The sequence below is a fragment of the Vibrio sp. RE88 genome (assembly GCF_013113835.1).
Taxonomy (GTDB): Bacteria; Pseudomonadota; Gammaproteobacteria; order Enterobacterales; family Vibrionaceae; genus Vibrio.
This window is the reverse complement of sequence record NZ_VTYQ01000006.1, coordinates 15,598-39,974: the sequence shown is the minus strand read 5'-3', so window position 1 is coordinate 39,974 and position 24,377 is coordinate 15,598. Positions and strand designations below refer to the sequence as shown.

The 24,377-nt window shown below is 45.3% G+C and carries 28 protein-coding genes; 24 read left to right on the top strand and 4 right to left on the bottom strand.

Translation table 11 applies throughout. From position 1 onward, the window contains the following. The first annotated feature begins 5 nt into the window (after nt 1–5). From F0265_RS15085 to F0265_RS15065, 5 genes are all read left to right on the top strand, one after another. Complete coding sequence (locus F0265_RS15085; protein ID WP_019274671.1) at nt 6–479, top strand: SycD/LcrH family type III secretion system chaperone; 474 nt, start codon at nt 6–8, stop codon at nt 477–479. Beyond that, nucleotides 472–1,911 carry a type III secretion system translocon subunit SctE gene (gene sctE, locus F0265_RS15080; protein WP_171749520.1) on the top strand — a complete coding sequence of 480 codons (1,440 nt, stop codon included), beginning with the start codon at nt 472–474 and terminating at the stop codon, nt 1,909–1,911. Before F0265_RS15085 ends, sctE begins: the two co-directional genes overlap by 8 nt. A 14-nt stretch (nt 1,912–1,925) precedes the next feature. Then, on the top strand, nt 1,926–2,516 hold the full coding sequence (locus tag F0265_RS15075) for a pathogenicity island effector protein (RefSeq protein ID WP_038159343.1): 591 nt from the start codon (nt 1,926–1,928) through the stop codon (nt 2,514–2,516). 68 nt (nt 2,517–2,584) lie between these two features. Next, the gene (locus F0265_RS15070; RefSeq protein WP_171749519.1) at nt 2,585–3,064 is read left to right on the top strand and encodes a type III secretion protein; all 480 of its coding nucleotides are present in this window, start codon (nt 2,585–2,587) and stop codon (nt 3,062–3,064) included. Between the two features lie 20 nt (nt 3,065–3,084). Then, nucleotides 3,085–4,263 (top strand): hypothetical protein, encoded by a 1,179-nt coding sequence (locus F0265_RS15065; RefSeq protein ID WP_171749518.1) that lies wholly within the window; start codon nt 3,085–3,087, stop codon nt 4,261–4,263. A 395-nt stretch (nt 4,264–4,658) separates the two neighbouring features. On the opposite strand, the gene F0265_RS24695 is transcribed toward F0265_RS15065, so the two are convergent. Continuing rightward, entirely contained in the window at nt 4,659–4,784 is a 126-nt protein-coding gene (locus F0265_RS24695) for a hypothetical protein (protein ID WP_268747682.1), read from the bottom strand. A 398-nt stretch (nt 4,785–5,182) separates the two neighbouring features. Here F0265_RS24695 and F0265_RS15060 point away from each other — a divergent pair, with 398 nt between their 5' ends. Further along, entirely contained in the window at nt 5,183–6,895 is a 1,713-nt protein-coding gene (locus tag F0265_RS15060; protein WP_216607895.1) for a hypothetical protein, read from the top strand. Nucleotides 6,896–6,906: 11 nt separating this feature from the next. Then, nucleotides 6,907–8,670 (top strand): hypothetical protein, encoded by a 1,764-nt coding sequence (locus F0265_RS15055; RefSeq protein ID WP_216607894.1) that lies wholly within the window; start codon nt 6,907–6,909, stop codon nt 8,668–8,670. Nucleotides 8,671–8,788: 118 nt separating this feature from the next. Here the strand turns inward: F0265_RS15055 and F0265_RS15050 are convergent, their stop codons facing one another. Then, nucleotides 8,789–9,931: a gamma-glutamyl-gamma-aminobutyrate hydrolase family protein gene (locus F0265_RS15050; protein ID WP_171749516.1), complete on the bottom strand. Its 1,143-nt coding sequence runs from the start codon at nt 9,929–9,931 to the stop codon at nt 8,789–8,791. Nucleotides 9,932–10,464: 533 nt separating this feature from the next. Between F0265_RS15050 and F0265_RS15045 the strand changes: the two genes are divergently transcribed. Next, nucleotides 10,465–11,304, top strand: a complete 840-nt coding sequence (locus F0265_RS15045; RefSeq protein ID WP_171749515.1) for an MBL fold metallo-hydrolase — start codon at nt 10,465–10,467, stop codon at nt 11,302–11,304. A 64-nt stretch (nt 11,305–11,368) separates the two neighbouring features. On the opposite strand, the gene F0265_RS15040 is transcribed toward F0265_RS15045, so the two are convergent. Continuing rightward, nucleotides 11,369–12,265, bottom strand: coding sequence for a LysR family transcriptional regulator (locus F0265_RS15040; RefSeq protein ID WP_171749514.1), 897 nt, complete (start codon nt 12,263–12,265; stop codon nt 11,369–11,371). 167 nt (nt 12,266–12,432) lie between these two features. Here F0265_RS15040 and F0265_RS15035 point away from each other — a divergent pair, with 167 nt between their 5' ends. The 6 genes from F0265_RS15035 to F0265_RS15010 all read left to right on the top strand — a co-directional run bounded on the left by F0265_RS15035 (nt 12,433) and on the right by F0265_RS15010 (nt 15,965). Continuing rightward, a complete protein-coding gene (locus F0265_RS15035) occupies nt 12,433–13,050 on the top strand; it encodes a glutathione S-transferase family protein (RefSeq protein WP_171749513.1) in 618 nt (205 codons plus the stop codon). Nucleotides 13,051–13,052: 2 nt separating this feature from the next. Further along, nucleotides 13,053–13,427, top strand: a complete 375-nt coding sequence (locus tag F0265_RS15030; RefSeq protein ID WP_171749512.1) for a nuclear transport factor 2 family protein — start codon at nt 13,053–13,055, stop codon at nt 13,425–13,427. Between the two features lie 23 nt (nt 13,428–13,450). Further along, complete coding sequence (locus F0265_RS15025; protein WP_171749511.1) at nt 13,451–13,645, top strand: 4-oxalocrotonate tautomerase family protein; 195 nt, start codon at nt 13,451–13,453, stop codon at nt 13,643–13,645. 256 nt (nt 13,646–13,901) lie between these two features. Continuing rightward, on the top strand, nt 13,902–14,903 hold the full coding sequence (locus F0265_RS15020) for a metal-dependent hydrolase (protein WP_171749510.1): 1,002 nt from the start codon (nt 13,902–13,904) through the stop codon (nt 14,901–14,903). A 54-nt stretch (nt 14,904–14,957) separates the two neighbouring features. Further along, on the top strand, nt 14,958–15,269 hold the full coding sequence (locus tag F0265_RS15015; protein WP_171749509.1) for a hypothetical protein: 312 nt from the start codon (nt 14,958–14,960) through the stop codon (nt 15,267–15,269). A 159-nt stretch (nt 15,270–15,428) separates the two neighbouring features. Next, nucleotides 15,429–15,965: a GNAT family protein gene (locus F0265_RS15010; RefSeq protein WP_171749508.1), complete on the top strand. Its 537-nt coding sequence runs from the start codon at nt 15,429–15,431 to the stop codon at nt 15,963–15,965. A 77-nt stretch (nt 15,966–16,042) separates the two neighbouring features. Here the strand turns inward: F0265_RS15010 and F0265_RS15005 are convergent, their stop codons facing one another. Beyond that, complete coding sequence (locus F0265_RS15005; RefSeq protein ID WP_171749507.1) at nt 16,043–17,209, bottom strand: benzoate/H(+) symporter BenE family transporter; 1,167 nt, start codon at nt 17,207–17,209, stop codon at nt 16,043–16,045. A 132-nt stretch (nt 17,210–17,341) separates the two neighbouring features. Between F0265_RS15005 and F0265_RS15000 the strand changes: the two genes are divergently transcribed. From F0265_RS15000 to F0265_RS14955, 10 genes are all read left to right on the top strand, one after another. Next, nucleotides 17,342–17,881 carry an XRE family transcriptional regulator gene (locus F0265_RS15000; protein WP_171749506.1) on the top strand — a complete coding sequence of 180 codons (540 nt, stop codon included), beginning with the start codon at nt 17,342–17,344 and terminating at the stop codon, nt 17,879–17,881. Between the two features lie 361 nt (nt 17,882–18,242). Continuing rightward, nucleotides 18,243–19,658: a cytochrome c peroxidase gene (locus tag F0265_RS14995; RefSeq protein ID WP_171749505.1), complete on the top strand. Its 1,416-nt coding sequence runs from the start codon at nt 18,243–18,245 to the stop codon at nt 19,656–19,658. Between the two features lie 195 nt (nt 19,659–19,853). Further along, nucleotides 19,854–20,558 (top strand): AraC family transcriptional regulator, encoded by a 705-nt coding sequence (locus F0265_RS14990; protein ID WP_065740115.1) that lies wholly within the window; start codon nt 19,854–19,856, stop codon nt 20,556–20,558. A gap of 9 nt (nt 20,559–20,567) precedes the next feature. Further along, a complete protein-coding gene (sctF, locus tag F0265_RS14985) occupies nt 20,568–20,783 on the top strand; it encodes a type III secretion system needle filament subunit SctF (protein ID WP_006962223.1) in 216 nt (71 codons plus the stop codon). Further along, the gene (locus F0265_RS14980) at nt 20,780–21,097 is read left to right on the top strand and encodes an EscG/YscG/SsaH family type III secretion system needle protein co-chaperone (protein ID WP_171749504.1); all 318 of its coding nucleotides are present in this window, start codon (nt 20,780–20,782) and stop codon (nt 21,095–21,097) included. The genes sctF and F0265_RS14980 overlap by 4 nt, the downstream gene beginning before the upstream one ends. Further along, a complete protein-coding gene (sctI, locus tag F0265_RS14975) occupies nt 21,075–21,380 on the top strand; it encodes a type III secretion system inner rod subunit SctI (protein ID WP_065740116.1) in 306 nt (101 codons plus the stop codon). Before F0265_RS14980 ends, sctI begins: the two co-directional genes overlap by 23 nt. Continuing rightward, the gene (gene sctJ / locus F0265_RS14970) at nt 21,377–22,105 is read left to right on the top strand and encodes a type III secretion inner membrane ring lipoprotein SctJ (RefSeq protein WP_065740117.1); all 729 of its coding nucleotides are present in this window, start codon (nt 21,377–21,379) and stop codon (nt 22,103–22,105) included. Before sctI ends, sctJ begins: the two co-directional genes overlap by 4 nt. 2 nt (nt 22,106–22,107) lie before the next feature. After that, the gene (locus F0265_RS14965; protein WP_171749503.1) at nt 22,108–22,686 is read left to right on the top strand and encodes a type III secretion system domain-containing protein; all 579 of its coding nucleotides are present in this window, start codon (nt 22,108–22,110) and stop codon (nt 22,684–22,686) included. After that, nucleotides 22,683–23,333: a type III secretion protein gene (locus F0265_RS14960; protein WP_171749502.1), complete on the top strand. Its 651-nt coding sequence runs from the start codon at nt 22,683–22,685 to the stop codon at nt 23,331–23,333. Before F0265_RS14965 ends, F0265_RS14960 begins: the two co-directional genes overlap by 4 nt. A 15-nt stretch (nt 23,334–23,348) precedes the next feature. Further along, nucleotides 23,349–24,362, top strand: a complete 1,014-nt coding sequence (locus tag F0265_RS14955; RefSeq protein ID WP_171749501.1) for a TyeA family type III secretion system gatekeeper subunit — start codon at nt 23,349–23,351, stop codon at nt 24,360–24,362. Nucleotides 24,363–24,377 lie beyond the last annotated feature (15 nt).

The following is a 24,377-nucleotide window of genomic DNA, read 5'->3' as shown; positions in this document are numbered from 1 at the left end:
CCGTTATGGTAGAGAAAGACTTTGAAACTTTGCAGACATTCTTGCAACAAGGCGGCTCACTCAAAATGTTGGCTGATGTTGAAGAGAAAGATCTCGATCTTCTGTATCGATACGGAACCCAGCTAATGAACTACGGGGACTACGAAGGTGCCAAGCGAATCTTCTATTTACTAATGAAAATCGACCAGTGGAACTTCGATTACTTCTTTGCACTAGGCACATGCTGTCAGCAACTCAAAGAGCACGAAGAAGCGATTTTCTGCTTTGGTCGCGCAGGCATTGTCAAAGTGGAAGACCCTCGTAGCCCTTATTATGCGGGCAATAACTATCTGGCTGTTGGTAATAAAGAGTACGCCATCAAATCCTACAAAGCGGCATTACGCGTATGCGATTGTCACCCAGACGGAGTTTGGGATGAGATCGCAGAGAAAGCCAACAAAGCTTTAGCTCAATTTACTCAGGAGGTGCATCATGACTAGTGTTAACTTCAATACTCAAATGCCAGTAACGGGCACATCGGATACTGAGCGTCTTGATAAAACTAAGGAAACCAAAGCACGTTTACCTTCGTCCGGAACCCCCGGTGGCCTTGTTGATGTAATCGACCGCGAAACAAAAACGGGCGTGGTCAGCTCAGACATAGCAAGTCAGGCATTGCAGCGCGTATTATCTGCATTCCATAAGGGTGACAACGTCACAGTAAGTCAGCTAGAAAAAGCCTCTATGAACGACATGGTTCTTATGGCAGCGAACCTAGGACTGAAGACATTTGGTGATACGGCAAATTCAGCGGCCAAAGCCGGTCGACTAATGACAGATACCCAAGCCGTACTGCGTGACCAACAAGTCAAAGAGTTTCAGGAGCAGCTCGCTAAGCGAATCGAGCAAGCTGAGAAAGCTCACAAAGGCGGCATCTTCGCTGCGATCTTCGACTGGATCGTCGGCGCGGTCGAAGCCATTGTCGGTGTATTCAAACTGATTGAAGGCGCTGCGCGAATAGCCGTAGGGGACGTAGCAGGCGGGGCATTGGATATGGCCAGCGGCGCGGCTTACCTTACTGCGGGTATTGCCGGCATGGTCAAAGCTGCCGCGGAAACAGCAATTCTTTGTGGCGCGGACAAAGAGAAATGTCAGCAAGTCATTGATGTCGCAGGCAAAGTGCAATTGGGTGCGGAGATCGTGGGCATGGCACTGGATATCTTCCAGGCAGGCCGAGCTATTTCAGCCACTCGCTCTATCGCCAAAGGCACTGAAACCGCAATGAAAGAAGCCGCACCGAAGCTAGTCGAAAGCATCGGCAAAGGCTCTACTCAAGAAGTCACAAACATTGCGCAGCAAGTTGGTAAACAAGTCTCCGAACAAGTGGCAGAGCAGGTCAGCAAACAGTTGATGAGCGGCGTGAGCAAGGGCGTAGAGCAAGTCGCTGAACGGGGTGGCCAAATCGCTAAGTCTTTAGGTAAAGCGTTCAGTGAAGAAGCGATTCAGCAACTCGTGACTAAATCGGTAGAAAAAGCGGCGACCGCGGCCATCGAGAAAGGCGCGCAGGTTACTGCCCAAGAGATCACTAAGCAGGTAACTACCATGGTGCGCAATGAAGTCATCAAAACCGTCATCAAAGCGTGTACCTATACCTCACTTGATCTTATTCGTGCATCAGCAGGTTCGGGCAAAGCCATCACCAGCGGTATTGTGACTGAAGAAAAAGCGAAACTTCAAAAACAAATTGAAGATTTGATCCTGAAACAAAACCTGATGGAGTTCTGCTACGACTGGTACGACAAAGCCAAAGAACAACAATCCAAAACCATCAAAGACTTGGTTGATAAACAAGGCGACACCTTAGATGGTGCAAGCAAAGTGATCAATGAAACAGGCATGTTACAGGCTCGCATTGCCACATCAGCAGTGTAGCTAAGGGGGAAATTATGAGTGAAGTACAAGTTTCAAACAACGCACCAGTGAATGCTGCAAGCTCAACGAACTACGACCATGATGTCTCTGGCAGTGAAGCGATGGATGCGATTGCTCAGCTTAACGAACTGATTGTCAAACTGGCAGAGATCTTTAAAAAGCTGCGTAACGTGCTCCAAGAGTATAACCAGAAGCAGCAATTGCTTGGATGGGATGTGCAAAAAGCGTCGATGGACACTAAACGAGATGCAATTAAGAGTGCATTTGAATCCGCAGCTTGGTCCGGTGGCTTACAGATCCTATCAGGAGTCGTTGGTATGGTCGGTGTCGGAGCAACGTCAAAATTTGGCGAAGGGGCGACCCACCTAGGTCAGGCGCTCGGAAAAAGCGTTGATGGGGCAGGCTCTATGGTCTCAGCTTCCATTACTAAAGACGCTGAGATGGAAAAAATGGACGGCGAATTCAAAGCGATGAACGCCCAAAATTACGCCAAAAATGTCAACGAACTCAGTGACAAAGCACGTCAAATCTCAGAGCAGATGCGTTCATTAGTCAAAGAGTTAGTCGAACTTCACGGGCGTATCGCATCAGCGGTTCACAACTAATCCGTTCTTTACGCAAACCAAATGTAGGGCACCGTTCATTCGGTGCCTTACCGATGATGGAATATCTCATGACAACTACAAATTTCCTTCCAGTCGACATTAACCAAGTCGCCGAATCCATTCAAGACGTCGTTAATGGGCATAAAACTCTGGCGCAATTAAATGGTGTTGAAGAGTCAGAATTAGATCAGGCATATCAAAGCGCACTAGAGCGATATCAGGATGAAGATATGCCTGGAGCCCTGACACATTTTACCTATCTGGTGATGAACAACCCTTGGCGACGCGAATACATGTTTGGTATGGCCTCTACGCTGCACGCGTTAGATCAATTTGAACATGCGCTGATCTTCTACGGCTATTCAACCTTAATGAATGCATGTGACGCTGGGGTGACCTTCAGAATGGGTCAATGTTATCTTTCGCTGGAAAAGCACTCAGAAGCGGTAGATGCGTTGCACACCTGTATTGAGCAAAGCTTTATTACTCCGGAGCAACCGGAGATTCGTGCGCTTGCTCAGTCCTTACTCGATGAGATTACTCAGTAACAAGCAGTAGGAGTATTACCATGCCAATAGAGATTTCTTCTCAACAGCTCGCAGGCCTCAATTACTTAGACTTAGCGATGCCGAAATCTTCCTCTAAGCAAGAAGCAAGAAGCTTTGATATTTCACAAGTGCCTTTAAAAAGCCAAACGGATACGGTCGATCATCTAGATTTAGCCACTACGCCAGCTCAGAAAGAGTATTTAAGCAATCATGAAACTTCGACGACAGAATCAAAGCAACTGCTAGAAAAATCGACGGCTCTCTACGATCAAGCTAAGAAAGCAGGGGTAGACGTAGCAAAATGTACATTCTTTAAAGAGCTGTTTAACGTTGCGATAGCAGGAGTGGGATTAGGGCTGGCTATTGCGGCAACTGTCTTTAGTGGTGGCCTTGGGGTACCGCTTGTCGCTGCGGCAGGAGTGGCATTTGCTCTCGCGGTTTCAGATGCAGGTTGCGCAGCCGCAGATTGGTATAGCAAGGCGCATGGTGGTGAAGGGCTGAAAATGGGCTCAGATACCATCTCCAATTTAACGTATAAGCTGCTTGAAAAAATGGGCATGAATGACGACAGAGCGCAGTACTGGTCCAAAGCCACCTCGGCTTTACTAAGACTTGGGCTGACAATAGGCACACTATTCGCTGGCACTGTTTCTGTACCGTCCGTGCTCGGTACGGCTGGCAGTGTGATGTCGACGACTAAGCTAGCCAAACTTGGCGCTGGTGCGGCAGGGGACAAGATACTGGGCTTTAACTTAGACAATACCAAGAAGGCGAAAGAAAAAGCGGACAACGAACTCAAACAGCATAAAGATAAGATCAAATCCCAACTTACAGTTGAAGTGATGTCTGGTGCGACGTCTATGAGGACGTCAGATATGTCTAGCAAAATCATTGGTTTATCTACCAAGGTGTCTGGCTTGTCTGATGAGTTGACCTCAGTTAAGCAGGAGCGGGATGAACGTACCCGTGAAGTTCAAGACAAAGACGAACAACTTCACCTAGCAAGTGAAAAAGCCAAGCAGCAGGAACAGTCTAACGCTATGTTGCTGGCTGCGAAAAATGCGGCTAATGCTTCGTTAAGAAAGGATTTAGAAAAGAGAAATCAAGTCATTGATAACTTACAACAAAAACTAAACCAATTGATGCTTTCAGATGATGTGAGCCCTGGTATCCGTCAGCTTGCTCTGCTGCTTCAGTAAACAGTCAAAGATAGGAAATCAATCTGGGCTGAGAGTAATCTAGCCCAGAAATAATCTCGATAGATTGCTCTAACTCATTCTTGCCCCAAACCTTTTATAGGCAGTTAGCTCTTCGATAAAATGGGATAATGTGCAGCCCGCCCATAAAAATCACCCACGTAGCGATAAGTGCGGTAATAGTCCGCAGCCAAATTACGAAACCACCGTTCCGCACTTATTTCTTAATTGTTCAACAAGGTTGCTGCACAACTGTTTTTAGCTCCAGAGACGACAAAGTCACGGCAATGCCTATGGCTTTATAAACAGCTACAGAATGTTTGTCATTGAAGTTGAAGAGGGAACACATTCGGTGTGCAAGGCTGGGAGTGACAAGTATCTGGGCTCATAATATACCTTCAGTGGGCGCCTTTGAACGTAGGGAATATCACGGCGTCGATGATAACAATTAGTGACGCTATCGCTTCTTGTTTAGAGAGCTCTGCTTGTTGTGATACACGCTCAATCAGTTGTTTACGGTTCATAGGATGATAATTTTATTGCTTAGCATGTCGGTGATAAGTGCTCATTCCGCCTAGAGAAACGCAAACCTTAGACCCCTTCTTCATTCACCTTTCAAACAAGTTGTGCTAACCACTGAGGGGAAGCCCCTTCAGGTTACTTGATCAATTAGGTAGGGTTTACCGACAGCTTGCGCCATTACAACACATCAAAAGAAAGAAACAATTTGCACAATATGAAACCATATACATATTCTATATGATTCCTGAAGGGAATTTATAAACAGTTACCTGTCTATTTAATAAATAGGATATTACTCATGAATGGAAACGATAACGCGGATTCTTCCAATATTTATCTGACCCCTGCATTAGTGCAAGACTTTCCCAATGATCCAACACTACAGAATAAGCTGGATGAATTGTGGAACACAGGTTTGGATGCTGCCAACCAAGCTGCTATTGTTAGCAACCCATGGACGGCAACCTATCAGGCCCCTTGCGACTGGTATGCCAACAGGACAGATATTCAATTTCCACTTGCCATCAATGTCGTTGAATCAGTGTTTTGGACGGCATTTCCAAACCGTCTGAAAATCTATTTTTCAGCCAATGAAAAAAGCCCCTACAACATGACAGATGGCGAAGTGTTTCATCTAGCTGATTTTGGTGATGTGGATTACTCAGGTAAACTGCCCAAGTTTCCAACCAACAATGGACTTCCCTTTAAAATACCAGAAAAAACTTGCCCGCAAATGTCATGGGGAGATGTCACCAGTGATTCAACTGAACTACCAGATTCCTGGAATGGTTACGATCCACTTGGACCAAGAGGCTGGCTGGATGAGTATTGTGAATGGTCTGTAGTGAGAAATGACAAGGGCCAAATTACCCAAATCAACTATACCTGCGAAAACCCTGAATACTGGTACACCCTTTGGAAGGTGTCACCGCAAAGAGTGGCAGATCTATATAACGAGTTACTCAACACCGGTAACGTCGTCAAAGTAGAAGATTTACAGCTCACTGATGAAAACGGGAATGTTGTTAACGATCCCTTCACTGGCGTCCCAGCTTATAATCCACTTAACAAATGGAATAGTGGTACCATTGCCACAAAAGATGGCGGCGGAGCAATTCACCTGACCAGTCCGCCCAATACCATTGGCGCTGAAATCCTACTGGCTTCTCAGGCAACTCTTCTTAGAGACCTAGCTCCTGAGAACTACAACATGCAAAGCCTCGTGTGTGCTGGTGCCTTTGGACGCCCCTATCGTAACAGTGATCCCCACATTGGTCAGCAGGTGAATCAGGTGGTTAAAAACGTTGGCGTCAAAGTTATGCTGACCAATCCACTTGGATTGTATTTACAGGCCCCGGACTTTAGTAATTATACATTTCCGGAAGGAACCACCGTTGATGACTGGTTTAGTGTAGTACGTGGTCGTCGTGCTGAAGAGGACGGACAAACCTATGATCAGATCCTGCACATGCGATTTTCAGCACCAGAGGGCTATACCCTGGAAGATGTGACTATTGGTACTTTAGTTGAAGGTGGTAGTAGCGGCCCAAGTCAACAACCCAAAGCCATTAAATACGCAGGACAAATTGCCGATACTTTCAAAGTAGGTATTGCCGCTACGGCTGTGCCGGCGGGCGATGCTGAGCCTCAAACACCGTTGCCTGCAGTAGGGCAGAAAACCGGTGAGCCCAATGGTTATCCCGCTCTTCTCATTGGCGATTCAGTTTACAAGGCCATGACTAACGTCAACCCCAACCCTCCATTTGTGGCATTGCCTGTCACGATGCAAGCAGGCGAAATCTATTCCGATGTACTTTTGCAAGCCTACTACATAAGTGATTCAGATAATGCCAATACGGCAACCATCGAAGTATATGAACGTGATGGTACGACTATTGACCCAAACGTAAGTGTCGTGGTCAATAAAGTGCTGACCTCGGACGGTACGCCTGTGGGTGGTGGTTCAGGTAGTCAGGGGGGCTACTTCAACTTTTACATCACGGTGAGTGTTTCGGCCTTTGCGACAGCTGGACTTCGAGGGCTCGTTCTTAAAAACCCTGCGTCGACAGACGCAGCTCAGCCCATGCCAGGCTTAATCTACATCAATGCATAGGAGGGCCAATCATGGAAATTCACCACTTGAACAAGGAAAAAACCATGCGTTATTTGAAAGCCGCTGCCTGTGCATTAACGGTTGTCAGCTGTACGTTTGCCTCCATGGCCACCACTACATCTTCTGGTGGCTCATCATCACAACAGTCATTGACTTCATTTGCCTGCTTAAATGCACCATCCGTATCTGACTTTGTGCCAGGCGACACCATGATCACCTCTCAAAATGGTGTGAACTGCTTTGCCTGGCAGGTATTCATTGGTCTCAACTGGCCAGCCGATACTAAAACTCCCGGACAGCCCAGCTCCAGTGCTAAGGCTACAGACTTTGGCAAACCGGGTAGTGGAAATATGCAACCAGTATCGACATGGGAAACTTACGCTAACTCTGATGCGGTGTTTTTACCTAACGGTGCAAACCCCAAAGCCTTTGGTGCGCGCACATCCCCCTGGGGAGATGGACCTACACCGGAAAGCTGCGTCAGCGATGACAAAGCCTACCGAATCATGAGCTCTTCCCGTAAGGCTAGTATCTCCGAGGGAAGTGGTGGTACCTTCAATATGTCCGGAGATATGGCTCAGGCATTCCCCAGTGATAACCCCAACTGGCTGGCTGACAAACGTGGCAATCTGGTGTATTACGAGATCTTGTTCAGCAAGGACCAGTACGATTTCATCGTAGATAATGAGCTGTACAACACCAATGGTCAGGTAGATATGATCAAAGCTAACAAAAACATCGCAATGCCTCTGGGTATTGGGGTGAAGCCCTCGGACGATGTGACTCTGGGGGGACTAGAACTAAAAGCCGCTTGGCTGGAAGTGGAAAACCCTGAGACAGGCAACTGGAAGACAGATTACAAGCTCACTACAGCATCTGTTTACGATGAAACTACACAAACATGCAGCGATAAAACCCTCGCTTTAGTAGGGTTGCACATTATCCATAAGACCGCATCCCAACCACAATGGATATGGGCAACTTTTGAACATAAAATGAACGCACCAGACAACGCTGACCTAGCAACTGCCAAAAACTTGGGTGATTACAACTTTTATTCCGAAAGTTGCACGGAGATGGACGTTCCACCCCAATGTACTGCGAAAACGGTCAATGATGTGCCTACCACTAAAACTAGCTGTGACGTTAATGTATCACCCGCATTTTATCTAGATGGTACGAAAGACTGTAATCCGTATCCTATCCAGGTATCGCGCTTGTTTAAGATCCAAGACACCACAGACAATAAGGTGGCTTCCATTAATGCCGCCGCTCAGGCCCTGATTACAGAAACCAACGCCAGCTCTGTTTTCGCTAACTACCAACTGGTGAATACCCTCTGGTCTTCAGCGGCAGTTAATGACAATTCACCTCCAGGAAAGCCGCCGATTACACCGCTATCTACCAGCGGCGCAACGCCAACCTTGAGTGAAGTCCCCGTGGCAAACACCATGCTGGAAACCTATGCTCAGGGTTTTAACTGTTTATCTTGTCATGCTTATGCCAGTGTGGCTCAAGACGCCGAAGAGGAGTTGGGTAAGTCTTACGCCACCGACTATTCATTTGTTTTTAGTCTGGCGAACCCGTTGCCCAGCTTAAGCTGTTATTGGATGGAGAATTATGACAATTTCTCCTGGGTGCCAGCGCCTCAAGGGGAGCTGAGCAAGCAACAATGCTATGAGCTTAATAGTTGCGGCGATGGCGGCAAACAATCCGGCGGTGGTTGCTACAAATGGGCATCGGGTCCAGAACAACCCGCTCACCCCTGGAAGTAACAAAAATATTGGAATGGCAGCGGTCTCATCGGTACGCTGCCATTTCTCAATGTATGAGCGCAGTAAAGTTAGGGGCTTGTTGCCAAATCAATGTCTAATTGGAGGTGTGTCTTCAGCCTCAATTGGGAGCCTCCATCAGTTTTAACAGCTCTTGGTGAAGCCTTTTCATTCTAGGTGTCCACGTATCTGGGCGAAGTGCAATTTCAGCCTGTTTTATCGCCGTACGTCCATTATCGAAATCTTTATTCGTGTACAGACCTTTGGCCGTTTTTAGGTGTTGGTAGGCGGCATGTTCTTTTCTTACCTCGTCGGCGACTGACTGAACGCCTTTTTGCCTGACATAGGCTGCCCAAACCATGAAAGAGAATATTGCCTGACTTTTCATGGCTGTCTGATATGCCTCATCAGTTGGCGTATCGGGTAAACCGGGCATAGTGGGTAAATAAGATTCTGGATGCCACTGGACTCCTAAAACAGGCGTGCCATATAGAGACTCAAAGGCTTCGACCGTTTTCGTATCCTGACATACTGCACTAACTTCTAAATGCCGACTGACTTCAGTTGTGTCTTTGTCCCGACTTTCTAACAGGTGATCTCTTGTTACGGCTACTGCCCAATGAGTGGAGTTTACTTTCGCTAAATCTGAAGGGCTGACTCCTTTTTTGTGCATGAGTTGAGTTAGCATTTTGCCGCCAAGCAACTTAACGGCATGAGAGATACTCCACGGATTTTTTGGGTTGTGGTGTATCGCTCTCTCATTGAGTTCCATCGTTCTGACTTTACCACCGTATGCTTCTAACAAGCGCCAAGAACCGGCGCACACAGCGAGAATAGGAATACCACGTTGTCTGGCATAACCAATCATCTTAAGCTCGAACTGAGTACGGAATTGGTGTTCTTTATGCTTTCGAATATCAGATGCTTTAGTCGGACTTGGGTTAACTCGATTAAAGTTTTTTTCTTTTAAATAGTCAGTAGACGACTCTGCTGATGTGGCCACTTGGGTATCGTTTGCAAAAGGCCCGCCTGGAATATAGAGCATATCGATACCATCGAGGTCCGTCCATGAAGCATCATGGATTGGAGTCTCAGAGCCAGAAACACCTTTTGGCAAAGTAACAGCTTCGACAGTAAAAGGAAAAAGGGGCTCTCCTTTGTCATTTTTTAACAAATTGATACTGTTGATAGCAGCACAGTCATAGTTAGAATGAGCGTCACCTCTGCCATCAGTCCTGAATGTAACCCCGATTTTTACTTTCATGAGAACATACCTGTTTATTTGCCTTTGACGTATCGATATCTCAATCACTTTCAGCAAGGTAATATAGCAGTATCAGTACCTTGAAAAATGTGTGATTTTTCTTACTTTAGCTGCGGCTATATCGCTGCATTCCAATAGCTTTTAGAACTGTGATCAACTTTCGTTAAGAAGCAGCTAACTATTAGGGTGAATGGTCAGCAATATGCGCATATGCAGAACTGCGTAATTGGAATTGATACAGGTATACCTTAGCCAGAATCGCTTGTGAATGATTCTTAGACGTTTTTATAAATTCTGTCTTTCTATGACATTTTGTCATTATTCCTTGAGTCGATGATTTTCATTTGGTGTAAGAGCAGGGTGTGGTAGTCAAGCGCCATACCAAGTTATTGAATGCTCAGCTAAATGCATATAAAAGCGTACTGTTTGAACATTCAGTATGGTAGTCTCGCATAGATTAAACACCTACGTTTAATTCTAAAACGGTAAAGGCGGTGGAACTTTGGCTATTGATTGGCATTAGGGAGAAAGGAATGCGCTTAATTCTATGTTTGATGACAGTGTTTTTGTCAGCATCAACATTTTCTCAAACGGGTATACCTAAGATGAGTGCTGAAAACGGCTATATCGAGCCGTTTAAGATGTTCGACAACGTTTATTACATTGGCGACAAATGGGTTTCTTCCTATGCGATAGAAACATCATCTGGATTAGTGATTATCGATACCCTGGATTTCCCATACAGCAAATGGATTCCCAAAAACTTACACAAGTTGGGGTTAGGCGATAAAGCGGTGAGCTATATTATTGTAACGCATGGACATTCCGATCATGTTGGTGGGGCAGAATTTCTCCAGTCCATCTACAATTCAAAAGTGATCATGACAGAAAAGGGCTTAGAGCTAACTAAAAAGCAATCGGAAAAGAGTAAAGGTGAGAATAAATTCATGCCACCTAAAGTCTTTAAATTTGCTGAAGATGAATCTGAAGTTTTGTTAGGCGACACAAAGTTTAAGTTTTACATCACACCAGGGCATACCGAAGGTGACTTGTCGATTGATTTCTTAGTTAAAGATGACGGAAGCGAATATCGCGCTTTTGTCGTTGGTGGGCATGGAGTCAATTTCCAAAATCCTGCTCTCGCTAAGCAATACTTCGCGAGCATGAAAAGAATCAAAAAAATCGCCAAGAGTAGCCCAATAGTAACGGTTAACTTGTCTAATCACCCTCATAAAAACAACCTGTTCTCCAACCGAGATAGAGTGGGTGAGGAGAACTCTAATAACCCTTTTATTAGCGCAGATAACTTTTTCAACTTCGTTGACCAACAAGTGGATCTAGCAACAAAGGAACAGCAGAAAGCGAGCGACTGAGCTAAGGATCGTCTCAATTCACGTTAGCACAGTTGATAATGCTTCCTTAGAACCGCGAACATTATCAGCTGTGCGTTTGAAGGCTGCTTTTATTTTCAAACCACTTCTGCAAGAACTCGATACATAAAACCAGCTTTGCTGATACATGGTGCCTAGCGGGATAAAGGGCGTACAATGTCAACTGGAGCTTCTTCGAATCGGGGAGTATTTCTACTACCTGACCGCTGTCGATTGCACTTTGTGCAACAAAATCCGGTATAAAACCAATCCCAAGTCCTTTCTTGATTGATTCCATCATGAACATCGTATTGTTGACCTTTAAGCGGCCATTTATCGCAACGCCATCTTCAATTGGCCACACATTTTTACCCTGAAAGTAGCTGTAAACGAAACAATTATGCTCTTTGAGATCTTTAGGTTTCAAGATTTGGGGGTGACTTGAAATGTAGTCTGGTGAGGCACAAACCTTATAGCTGAACTGAGTTAGTGGTTTACCAACGTAATTAACATCAATAGGCTGACTTGACGCTCTAAAACCGAGGTCGAAACCATGCTCGACAAGATCTACCTGCTCGTCACCAAGGTGGATATCGAGCTCGATATCTGGATGGGAAGACATAAACTCAGCAAACAAGCTGGATAAATCCGTGATCCCTAACGCCATCGGTGCGTTGATCTTTAACTTACCACGCGGTTGCTCCTGTAAGTCTTGCACAAAGCTGTCTGCATCGGCCATCTTTTCCAAGATATTATTGGCTCGTTGCAAGTACCCCTGCCCGACAGGGGTAAGCTGAACGTTACGAGTGGAGCGATGCAGTAGGCGTGCACCTATATCACTCTCCAAGCGAGAGATCTCCTTACTGATCATCGATTTTGAATGGCCCGTTTGCTCGGCAACTTTAGTGAAACTGCCTATATTGGCTAATCGTACGAAGAGCTCTATTGCACGTAACTTGTCCAATTTAATTCCTTTACATGTGATTTACTGTCGTCAATTTGAGAACAGTATATGCACATTATGCTTATATATGAAAACAAATCGCTGAACTAGTATGGACACATCACTGGAATTGGTCGCTGACCAAAAGGTGAGAACAAGAATATCAGTATCTAGTTTAGGAGAATCTAATGTATAAACTTTATTATGCCCCAGGTACTTGCGCTATCGCGACACAAGTTATTTTGTTTGAGCTTGGGCAAGAAGTGAAAATTGTTGATAGAGCACAAGCCGCAGATTTTGAAACGTTGGCACCAGTTAAAGCAGTTCCGGTACTGGTTGATGGAGAGCACACGCTGACCGAAGGTGGCGCAATCATCATCCATCTGTTGACTAAGCACCAAAGCGCTATGTTACCCACTCATGGTTTCGCTCGCCAAAATGCCATTCAAAACATCATGTTTGCCAATGCCACAATGCATCCCGCGTATGGTCGTCTTTTCTTTATCTCGGCCAATATAGACGACGATGAAATCAAACAATCAACGATGAACAAAGCAGCAAATGATATTACGGCTTTGTGGAACTATGTTGAGAGCAAACTTGAGTTGCAAGCATTTCTAGGTGGAGATGTCCCAAGTGCCGCAGATATATTACTTGCGGTATATGCAACTTGGGGAGAGTACTTTCCGGTTGATATCCATATCGGACCACGCAGTCGCGGCATGATTGAGGCAATTCATGCAATGCCAAGTTTCGTTCGCACAATCGAGTCGCAGCGTATCGCATCTGAGATAAATAAGGGCTGATCATGCATGGGAATAGATATAACAAGGAAGGGCATCATCAGATAGAAGCCATTATCGAAAAATACTTCGACGGGCTGCATAGAGGAGATGTCGTATTACTGGAAAGTATTTTTCATTCAGATGTTTACCTTAAAAGCCCAAACCTGCGTCGCAGCATGACACAGTGGTTAACCGATGTAGCAGAAAGGAAAAGTCCACATGAATTGGGCCTTGAATTCAAATTCAAAATTGATTCTATCGATATAGTTAAAGATCAGGCGATGGTGAAGCTTCATTGTCCGTTATTTAGCTTCAACTATATTGATTTCTTGGGGCTCCTAAAGGAAGAAAATCAGTGGCGTATAGTCAGTAAAATGTATACCGATGTATCAGATTAGACAATTAAGTGCAGGAGAAAGGAATGCCTTATATCAATGTAAAAGTTACAGATGACGGTGTCACCAAATCGCAGAAGCAAGCCATTATTAAAGGTTGCACGCAGCTCATGGTCGATGTTCTAGGTAAGGAACCAGAGAAGACCTTTGTCGTTATCGACGAGGTAAACATAGACAATTGGGGTATTGGCTTCGAACAAGTAACCGAGCTGCGGCGCTAGGCACTAAGTAAGACAACGTGATCTATTCGCAGAGTGAGGTGGGTTACGTTGTTTTACTCAGAGTAATAGGAGACGTCTTTTAATCTTTCTTGGTTCTATCCCTCGTTTTTCTACCAAAGAGATTCTCGAAACTGGAATAGCTTTATCAGTCCAACTATGTTCAAAAAGTGGCGTGAAAAATGCATTATTAAATCAAGCAGTTGTACTAGAATTCAGCTTCAGTTATTGAAAAGGGAGAGCGAATGATGGGAGAAAGATGGATCCGTTAACGCAGGGGTTAATTGGGGCGGCGTTGCCTCAGTCAGTAGGCAATAAAAAGCACTTACTCGTCGCTGGTGGTTTGGGTATGCTTGCAGGTATGTCACCAGATTTGGATGTGCTTATTCGCTCTTCTAGCGATCCTTTATTGTTTCTGGAGTACCATCGACAGTTTACTCACTCTCTTCTATTTATCCCTTTCGGTAGCTTACTTTGTGCTTTGGTCTTGCATTGGCTCTTTGCTAGAAGGTGTGGGCTAAAGTTTGGTCAAAGTTGGTTATATTGCGCACTTGGCTTTAGTACCCATGCGTTGCTTGATGCCTGTACGTCCTATGGCACTCAGTTGATTTGGCCTTTTTCTCAAGAGCGGTATGCATGGAACATGGTGTCCGTAGTCGACCCCATTTTTACTTTACCGATTTTGATATGCCTTGCCGTTACGTTCCGAAAGCGAACACCTTGGGGAGCAAGGATCGCTTTGCTATGGGGGTTAACCTATCTATCCCTTGGAATCATACAAAAAGAGAGAGCTTACAATGAGGGCTGGCAATTGGCCCAAGAGAGAAATCATTCTCCAAGCCGAATGGAGGTGAAACCGAGCTTTGCCAATTTGCTGGTGTGGAAAGTGATTTATGAAATAGAGGAGCACTACCACGTAGACGCCATTAGGGTAGGCAGCTCTACCAAAGTTTACACAGGCGAATCAATTGCCAAATTAAACACGAATAGAGATCTTCCATGGCTAGAGAAGAATTCACAACAGGCTAACGATCTTCAGCGCTTTCGCCTGTTTTCAAACGGTTATCTGTCTATCCACCCAAATGACAAACTGAGCGTTATTGATGTTCGCTATTCCATGGTACCAAACCAGATTGACCCAATGTGGAGTATCAAGCTTTCACCATCAGCGGCTTCGAAATCACACGCCCAGTACATCACACACCGAGACAATTCTTCCGCGACTAGACAACGATTTTGGGAAATGTTGGTTGATTTTTGACGATTTAATTGCCATAAGCTAGGCGCAATTGATGATGTTTAAAGGATGTTTCCTATGAAATTTCAGCTTAGTGTTCCATTAGCTTTAATGATTGTTTTTACGGGTTTTGTAGATGCCAATGAGTTAGATTTTTCTCAATTTAAAGGAAAGGCTTACAAAGTGGTGAAAAGTGAGCTTCTAGCAAAAGGTTGGGAGACTTTACCCAAGCAAGAAGGCGAAATTTCATTAAGTCAACGCTATCCCGAAATTACATGTGGCTCCGGTTCCATGGCTATTTGCTCTGCGGGCTTCCGGAAAAAACAAGAGTCAGTTGGCATTATAGTTACAGATTCGGATATTGGAATAATGGTTTTGGAAGTGTACTGAGTGCGTTCTCGCTAGGTGTTTAACGTCGATTCGTAACGTTTGGCATTTTTGAATTGGATCAGCGCAAGTCTTTACGGCATGATAATTTGAATGAGTTAGTAACGCGATTCAAATGGCTAACTCTGTATTATATTTTAATCATAATTCATAAGTAAAATCATGAAGTTAGAACTAGATAACTATTACCTGCGTTCGTTGGATATCGCGGATAGTGAAACGTTTTATAGATGGTCTTTGGACCGCGAGGTCACGCTATACAGCTTGTCGTCATATGCATACCCTCAATCGAAATCAGATATAGAACAATGGTTATCAAAAATAAATTCAAGCTCAAAGAGTGTTACCTTTGGTATATGCTCAAAGGCTAATGATCAGCTTATTGGTTATGCGGGTATATCTGATATCAGTGTGCTTAATCGCAGTGGCGAATTTTTCATTTTAATTGGTGAAAAGGAGTTTTGGGGCAGAGGTGTAGGCACACAAGTGACAAGAGTGGTCACTGATTATGCTATTCAAACCCTTGGCTTACATCGAGTTCAGCTTACCGCGAGTGCCTTAAATATTGGCGCAGTAAAGGCTTATGAAAATGCTGGCTACAGGCATGAAGGCATAATGCGAGAATCAGGTTTTCGTAATGGCCAATTCGTTGATAAGGTATTAATGTCGGTGCTTTCTAGCGAATGGAAAGGTATATAGCAAATCATATATGGCCTCAAAGTCCGCTCATATTGATTGGGATGAGTTAGCGCTGTCGACTAACTCATTTTATCTAGCTACTTCGATTTCTTACTATCCATCACAGCGTAATACAGCCAGCCCACAATTAATCCCCACAGTGTTGAATTGATGCCGAAGATAGTCACTCCGGAAAGGGTAACAAGAAAAGTAAGCAGAGCAGCCTCACGAAATTTCTCCGTTTGAAATGCGGTGTGTAAACACATCATTAACGTACCTAATAACGCAAAGCCTGCGAGCATCTTCGTCACTTCTGTCGGGAAAGACAAGAATATAGCCACAACAGACGAGGCAAGCATGCCCGCGATTAAATAGAAGCCACCTGCCCACAAAACTGCTCGATATCTTGCGTTCTTATTGCTATCCACAGTCTCATTCATACACAAAGCTGCGGAAATCGCGGCTAGATTAATGCTAAAGCCGCCAAATGGCGCAGAGAGAATATTGGTCACTCCAGTGCCGATTAAAATGGGCTTGACCGGCGTTTGGTAGTGATAGCTTTTCATCATCGCAATCCCAGGTAAGTTCTGCGATAGCATTGTCACAATGTACAGCGGCAGCGAAATGTTCAACATCGCTGATAAAGCAAAGTGGGGAATGACGCCATCGAATGTTGCCAATGCCATCGGTGTTGCCGCGAGCAGAGTACTGTCGATCATAAGCGCACCCATTAAGCCGATAATCAGTAAGATCAGCATTAGATATCTGGGGGCAAAGCGACGGCAGACAATATAAGCGGTAAACATTGCAACGAACATGACGGGCATAGTCGTCACTGGTTCAAATGCTTGAAGGCAGAAGGGCATCAAGATAGCAGCCAACATTGCCGTTGCCAGTGGTGATGGGATTCGCTGCAAGGCGCGAGATAAAGGAGAAATCAGTCCGGTTAGGAAGATCAAAACCCCCGTGATCATAAAAGATCCGATAAGCACCGGTAATTCATATTGAGGCGCTGAGGTAACCAGTATCGCAGCTCCCGGAGTCGACCACGCGGTTAAAATAGGAGTCTTGTAAAACCAAGAATAGCCAATAGAGGTAAGACCCATTGTAATGCCAAGTGTCAGTAACCAGCTTTCAATTTGGTTCGGTGATGCTCCCGCCGCAGAGGCCGCTTGCATGATGATCACGACCGAACTGGTGTACCCGACTAAAACCGCAGTAAAGCCTGCTGTAACGTGGTTTAGTGTGGATGATTTTTGGCTCATGCTTACTCCTCAAACTGTGATAAACTCCTTTTGTGCGTAATAGCGCACAAGATTGAAGATAGCATCGTGCGCTATAACGCACAAGATTGAAGATAGCATCGTGCGCTATAACGCACAATAGGAAATGTATTTATGAAAGACTCGAAATTTAAGTCTGAAATCGCTCTCCACCTGAGAAATGAGAGAAAAAGAAAGCAACTCAGTCTGGATGCCGCGGCAAAACTCACAGGCGTTTCTAAAGCGATGTTAGGTCAAATTGAGCGCGAAGAGTCCAGCCCAACGATTGCCACCTTGTGGAAAATTGCCAGCGGTTTGGGAACATCATTTTCAGCCTTCTTCGCCAATGAGCCCAACCTTCAATCACCAGAACGTGTCTTTCCTGATGATCCAAGAATGAAAGTGAAGACATTGTTTCCGTTCCAAGACGATACGGGTATAGAAGTATTCGAAATTTCCTTGTCTGAGCATCATCAACAGATGTCGACACCCCATAGTGTCGGCGTGATCGAACATGTACATGTGATTAGCGGTGAGGTGAGAGTTTACTTTAACCAAGAGTGGCACTGGCTTGATACTGGCGAAAGTGTGCGCTTTTACAGTGATCAGCCCCATGGGTACGAAGCTGTGACGGAGCGAGCAGTGTTTCACAATATCGTGTCTTATCCCAAGTAATTCATGCCTTTCAGAAAAACTTATATAAATCAAAGGGTTTACAGTGCACTTGGGTTACATTGTAACGCAGGTGCGGTCGTTATGTGCTAACTACTCTCCGAAAACTGACCGATCATGAGCGATCCAAATTATGGGGTTTAGTACGACGATATTCGCAATGCGTACAAATTGTTTTTCTCTACAACCCCATTAGTTTTACTTCCGTTTTGAAAAGGCCACTACTGACACTTCCATTATCCCTGTTGCTATATCTTATTCATATTTTATATATGAAATTTATCACATATTGAACGGTCGTTCAGGTTGAATTGACTCACATCGCCTAACTTAATGAGTGGTTGTTTAAACGTGAGTAATAATTATGAATAAAGTAACTAAAACGTTAGGATTGGCTTCTCTTTCAACCTTCTTACTGTCTGCTGCTAATGCAAGTGGTAACTTAGACCAGATACTGGATGAGAGGTTAAAGCAGTTAAACGTTTATCCCGTCACTAAACCACTTAAGCAAGATGCCAACCTAGTGGAATTAGGAAAAAACCTATTTTTTGAGAAAGAATGGGCTGGCCGTAGGAACATTTCTTGTTCTACCTGCCATAGCCCTGTGCTGGGTTCTGCCGATGCGCAAAGCCAGTCCCGTGGCCAAGGAGCGATTGGCCTTGGCCCTCACCGACGACAAAATCAAGACGAGTTTTTCCAGTTTCTACCGAGAAACACGCTCAGCCTTTGGAACCGAGGTGTTGAGGGCTGGGATACGATGTTTTGGGATGGTCGATTGGGCGAATCCAGCGATGGAAGCTTTTTCTCCCCAGCAGGTAGTGATACCCCGCAAAACTTTACCAATGCATTGGCGGCTTTCTCGATTATTCCGGTAACGCCGGATGAAGAAATGCGCGGATTTCCCGGCCAGTTAGATGTGTTCGGTAACGTCAATGAGTTGGCTGACCCTAATATCACCAACGACGATTTCGCAGCAATATGGCCTTTGGTCACAGCTCGCATCACGAACCATCCTGGGTATTCTGAGTTGTTGATGAACGCTTTTCCTTACACCAACACGGAAGACATCACGATAGTGGAATTGTCAGAAGCTTTGGGTGCATTTATGACGAAATCCTTCACTGCGTTAGAGAGTGATTTCGACCAGTACCTTTCTGGGGATAAGACTGCAATGTCAGATCAGCAGAAGAAGGGAGCCATTCTATTTTATGGTGAGGCTAATTGCTCCCGATGCCATAGTGGCGCTTTGCAAACCGATTTCGGATTTCACAATATCGCAGCTCCTCAGGTTGGAACGGGTAGAGGGGCATCAGCCGATGTAGGCTTAGATCTTGGAAGAGGGGTCATCACAAACCGCCCCGAAGACAATTTTAAGTTTCGTACTCCATCATTACGAAATATTGAGCTTGAGGCGCCGTACTTCCACAATGGTGCGTATGCGAATCTTAGAGATGCCGTCGAGCACCACATCAATCCACTAAAGTCATGGCTGACATACGAAAATGATCAGATTGAACCGGAGTTGTCTGAAGCAAACTTTGCAACAGGGGACTTCACAACTATCGTCGAAGGTTCGCCTTTGCTGTTTCAGAAACAATCGAAGTTTCAAGTATTTCAAACATTGTCTAAAAAAGAGCTGTTTGAAGGGAGGAAATCTCTAACAAAGCAGGATGTTGACGACATCATGGCGTTTTTATCCGCGCTAACTGACCCCAACTCTCTCAATCAACTGGATTTGGTGCCAGATAGTCTCCCCAGTGGCTTAACGTTAGCAGATTAGACCTAAGTGGTTCGATGACCAATAAGGGGAAAGAGCAGCCATCTTTCCCCTTATCTTTCTTCCTAGCCAATCCCAAAAACCTTCATAAATTCCTACTTTTACCCTCCTTAGAGAGAACTCAGGTGTTCACCTGATACCGACCTTAGCTTGACCTAGGCAAACTAAACACAACAACAAAAACAGAAGGTCGTTGATATGAAAGCATTACAAGTGGTTTTGTTTTATAAGCCTGGTCATATCGATTATCAAGGAAAGCGTACTGAGGTGGCAGCAAACCAGCTCGTTATGGTCGGGGAAGAGGCCGAAATACATGCGGCAAACCGCAATGACTGGACGAGCGTGTTCTTTTATCCGGGTGAAATCTGTTTAGTTTATCCACTGCTGACAGACCTTATTAAATCCAGCGATGCGGCTACCCAACCCGAATTGGGTGAAGTGAACGCGGTTCCTGTGTTTGATGAACTGGTGAATGTCATTCAGCAGCTTCACAAAGTCAACAAAGCCGTGATGTTACGGTTCGTGTTTACCTACTGCCTTGAGATGGATAAGCCTTACTTCTCCAACCTACTTAACTTATACGCAAATTCTAACGACAAAGTTTTTGATTTTGTAAACAAGCACCTATACGAGCAGTGGACGGTATCCCGCTACGCAGAAAAGCTTGGAATGGAGGTTACCAAGCTTAACACCGCTTTTTACAGATACTACGGCCAATCAACCAAAACCTGGCTGACTGAGCAACGCCTGAACTACGCAAAACAAGTGATTTTAGAAACGGATCGTAAGATCGCAGACGTCGCTTTTGATGCCGGTTTTAGTAGCCACTCCCACTTTATCGGCGCCTTCAAAAAGCGCTATCAATGCAGCCCATCCGAGTTTCGTGCGGGTAGTAGAAGATAGGAGGTCGTCATGGATCTTAATGCGATTATCAATCAACTGTCCCAAATGTCTGCCCAATCAGCACAGGACATTAAAACCAAAATGGCACAAGCGGATCCCAATAACCCAGATCAAATGCTGCAAGCCCAATTTTCGGTGCAGCAGTATTCCAACTTTCTTGGGTATGAGAGCGCCTTAATCAAAGCAGTCAAAGACATGGTGCAGGGGATCATAGCGAAGATATGAACAGTTCAGACAAACAACTGCTTGTTGAAGCAGCATTGGCTGCGGCAAATCACAGGCTAGAAAAACATGCACTTAGCATCGTCAATGCGTTCCCTTTGCTGATTGAAGATGAAGAAGACAGACGCGTATGTGCCAGCTTGATCTATTTTGCTCTCGACAAAAGAGCTCAGGCAATTCGTTCTCTGAACGGGTTGCATACGCCTCAAGCTGAAGGGTTACGTTATCTGTACGTGTCGACCGCTGAAAGTGCAGACACACACAAAATTTGTTCACTGATTACCGGAGGTCAACATGGAACTGAGTGCAATTGCTAAAGCAACCTATTCGGCTCTGGATAAGCAGGCTGACACCGTTAACCCAGATAAAGCTATGGTGGATAAGTTCAGCGAGTTGATGCAGCAAGGGACACAGGAAACAGCCAAGCTCAATGACATTGTTGGCCCGATGCCTAACTCGAACGTCCCAATGGGAATTTCACCCGATCAGGCTATTCAGAGCCAAACCATGGTGACAAGAGCTTTAGTGGAAGTCGACCTTGCTGCCAAAACGGCGGGTAGTCTTTCTCAATCGATCAACAAACTGGTGACAATGCAATGAAGAAGTTCAAATGGCTAGCCTTAGTAATGGCTTTGCTGTTGACAGGTTGTAAAGTCGAACTCTACCAGAACCTGCCGCAGTCTGAAGCCAACCAAATGGTGGCGTTGCTCATGCTCAATCACATTGACGCAAGCTCAGAAACTGACGCGAAAACGGGCAAGGTAACGCTGAAGATCGAAAAAGATCAATTCATTAATGCGGTTGAATTGCTAAGACAAAATGGTTATCCGAAGGCCGAATACGTTGGCATCGAGCAGCTATTTCCTTCTGGTCAGCTTGTCTCTTCCCCAGCTCAGGAAGACGCCAAGATGAGCTATTTAAAAGAGCAACAATTGGAGAGAACACTGTCCAGTATGGACGGGGTGATCAGCGCACGAGTCTCTATTGCGCAAAGCGATAAGAGCACCAATACGGGACGTGCAGCACCGAGTGAAAAATCGGCTGCTGTGTACATCAAGTATTCTCCGGAGGCGAACTTAGGCAACTCAGAGTCCCAGATACGGAATCTGATCAAAAACGCAGTTCCTGATTTGCAATACGAAAACATCAGCTTGTTCTTACAACCCGCAGACTTCCGTTATCAGCCAGTCGTACAACCTACCTCTGACTGGGACGACGTCCAGAACTGGCTCGTCGCAAACAAAACTCCGGTAACCGTTGGTTTGGGTAGTGTGTTTATTGCAGGCGTCGCTGGGTTGGGGTTGAGCCGAAGAAAAGAGGGCTGAAGATGTTTGTTGATACGTTATCGCCGAACAAAATGTTAAGGCAAGTGAGCTCAAGATTGCATCCGCAATGGTGGTCAAAGCTGGATCTGGAGACTCTTCAATCTGTTCGAGAAAATAATCAATTGGTAAGTAAGCGCCTTGATAACGTTATTCTAAGCCGCTCTGGGTGTCAGTCAGTATGGTTAGATGAATGCTCAGAGGAAGTGAACAAGTGGCTGTCTGTTTTACCAAGAATCTCTCTACTTGCGACAGCGGCTGGGTTGTTGTCGCAAAACTGCCCAGATTACTTGTGGGATAGCAGCTATCGAAGCGTCTTACTACAGAAATTTACTCAACCTCAAGTTGAGCAGTTGATAGCACTATGGCCAACAGGTAGCGAGCCTCCAGCATGGTCAGCAAACAACGTATTGGAACAGGCCGAGTTCTTTAGTGCCAGCGCGATTTACCACCTTTGGAGCGATCAACCTTTTTGGTCGCTATTACGCCTGAGCCTACCGGTACTTGATACACCGATGATGCTCACTCAGAGCGATATTGAATGGGTCGAAAGCTGGATATTCAGATTGGAGCGTTTTTTATGAAGCCATTCACCATATCAGTAACGCATTGTGACTTAGATAAATCCGGTGATACGGTGCCAAAACATAAAATTGAATCAGCCATTCGCAGAACGCATTGTGAATCAAATGCTCGTCAACGAATAGCAGCAATTATTCGTCAGGCACGTCTAAAAAGAGATGCGGCTCATCAGCAAGCTGAAGGTATTCTCCAGACAGCTCATCACAACGCAGAGCAATTGGAATCGACATGGCGAGAACAAGCACAGAAACAAGCAATAAAGGAATCGGTTAGCTGGCTTGTCGAACAAGGGGAGCTTGAACGTAGCCTAATCGAAAACTTGAAAGGGCGGATTCGTCAGCAAGTACGCAATGTTATTGAGCAATGGTCAACCGAGCAGGACATCAGCCAGTTTTTAGTAAAGCGAATTAGCGATCAAATCGCCACTCAAACAACCAAACAGAGCCTGACTCTTTTTGTTCCTCAAGAACATTATTCGACGATGGAACAACAGTTTGGTGAGCATTTAAATGTCCGGGTGAAAACCGAGTTGAATCGGGCTCAAGCAGAGCTTTCATCGAACAGCTTGGTAGTCAGGATCGATCTTGATCAGCAATTGCAAATGCTACTCGATTCATTCTCCCATCCTAGTCAGCAGTCGACAGCGTAAGAGAGGGTTTAGCAAATGAGAGTTGATGGAAACGCCAGTGCAGAGTTTCATGCATTCCCGCAAAGTACGCCCAATACCGCGCCAGCCAATGAGTCAACCGCCTCGCTAGCGAGTGCCGCCCTTGCTGAAGTAAGAGCCGAAGCCATGGAAGAAACCATGGAAGGGTTGAGCCTTGGGCTGAGTAGCATGATGAAGCGTTTGAACCTAGCCGCTAAAGCGCAGGATCCGATGATGAATGGCATGGAAAAACTTCTCCAGCAAATGGACGAAATGGCACGCCAGTCAATCAATAGAATCTCAGAGCAGCTTTCTCAAATGAAAGACGCTTCTCAGGTATTTTCTGCGTTAGAAAAATCGGGGTTAGACAAGGGAAAGATCGCCTTAGTTTTGACGTCTCTTCTGGGTTTTAAGGGGTTAGACCCAGCAATGAAGAAACAGCTCAAGAAACGCCTCGCTGAACTACTCGCGGAAGAAGAAATCGAGTTAGAAATCTTGGCTGCAGCACAAGGGATGAATGTTGATAAGGCGGGATTACGCGCCGTTCGCCAGCTCTATCAACATGCCAAACGAGGTGAGAAAGGTCTAGCACATTGGTTTGAGCTATTAGAGCAGCATGAAGACCGGCGACAGTATATTCGCATCCTTATTCGCTCCATGGCTGAGCCGCTTGACGAAGGCCAAAGACGTGATGATATGACCAAAGTTGCGGCCACGATTGAAGACTTAAAACGGTTATTGCTGTTTCTGACGTTTGAAGACCATTGCATCTCACTAGCGAAGGCGATGGCTTTGGATCCTCATTCCGTTATGTCCGCCACGATAGAGTTACTTGAGCAGTCCTGGATATACCCAGATGCGCTATCGCTGATTATCAATCAGTTAGCGCTGGTTGATGAACGTAAGGTGGTGTTTCTACGCCGCTGGAAAGACTTAATGGCGGTGATGGCTGAAGCCTGTTACCGAGATCCAGAACAAAAAGAGCACGTTCAGGAAGCCATGCTCGAACTTCTAGACCAATTGAACGAATGAGCAATCCGCTAAGGG